Genomic DNA, 1,115 nt, shown 5'->3' with positions numbered 1-1,115 from the left:
GGACGCAAAGCTAAAGGGCCTTCCCGTAAGGATGGCAGCCAGCTACCGAAAGGGGTTTTATCCAATGAAGAAGTTCTATTTAATGTTGGTTACACTATTCGTAGTGGTTACGTCGGTGCAGACAGGTACAGCTCAAGCTGCTAATGCAGATGCAGGCTGGTTGAACATAGGTCAATTGGATCAGGGTGTTATCGGAGTTTCTTATAATGTTCCTAAGGATAAGAAGATTAAGCTGATGATCACCAAAGACAATAACAGCTACACCTACAACTTATACACTTCCAAACCAACTGAAACATTCCCGCTTCAACAAGGTAACGGTTCATACAAGGTTTCCGTACTTGAGAACACTACCGGCAACAAATACAAAGTAATTTCTTCCGAGACAGTAGATCTTAGCCTGAGCAACGCCAACGCCGTATATCTGAGCTCCGTACAGAATGTTAAATGGAGTTCTTCCGATAAAGCAGTTCTGAAAGCAGCGCAGCTTACACAAGGTTTGACATCAGATGAAGACAAAGTGAAGGCTATCTATAATTATATCGTAGCCAATGTGAAGTATGATTATTCCCTGGCTTCCAGTGTAACTACAGACTATATCCCTAACAACGACAGTACCCTTGCTACCAAGAAAGGGATCTGCTACGATTACGCTTCCTTGTTCGCTACTATGCTTCGCAGTGAAGGCATTCCTACCAAACTGGTTATGGGTAACACAAGTTATGTGACGTCTTACCACGCTTGGAATGAAGTGTTCCTTAATGGCAAATGGGTAACTATTGATACAACAGTTGATGCTGGACTTGCCAAGAACAGCAAAAAAGCAGAGCTGGTTAAAGTAGCAAGTAAATATACTGCAGCTAAGTTCTACTAAGAGCAGATGCATTCATAGTTTCATTGAGGATAACCCGCTTAATTACTAAGCGGGTTATTTTTATTTAGGAAAGGGTTGCTTTTTAGTAGAGAGATAGGGTATTATAAGTAAGCGTTGTTGGAGTGGCAAACTTAATGAGAAATGACTTGAATAAGTGATTTCAAAATAAAACTTGCATTACTCGAATGAACGTGATATATTATAAGAGTTGCTGGTGACGCGGTAAGCGGCGCTGACAACG

General features: G+C 41.3%; 1 protein-coding gene. It reads left to right on the top strand.

Going from position 1 to position 1,115, the window contains the following annotated elements:
* Positions 1-874, top strand: an 874-nt coding sequence (locus tag QW71_RS36090) for a transglutaminase family protein (protein ID WP_235441658.1), incomplete at its 5' end; no start/stop codon positions are given.
* Positions 875-1,115: the final 241 nt, after the last annotated feature.

Source organism: Paenibacillus sp. IHB B 3415, from assembly GCF_000802655.2.
Lineage (GTDB): Bacteria > Bacillota > Bacilli > Paenibacillales > Paenibacillaceae > Paenibacillus_AQ > Paenibacillus_AQ phytohabitans.
The sequence above is the reverse complement of the archived record's forward strand: the minus strand, read 5'-3'. Positions and strand labels throughout refer to the sequence as shown.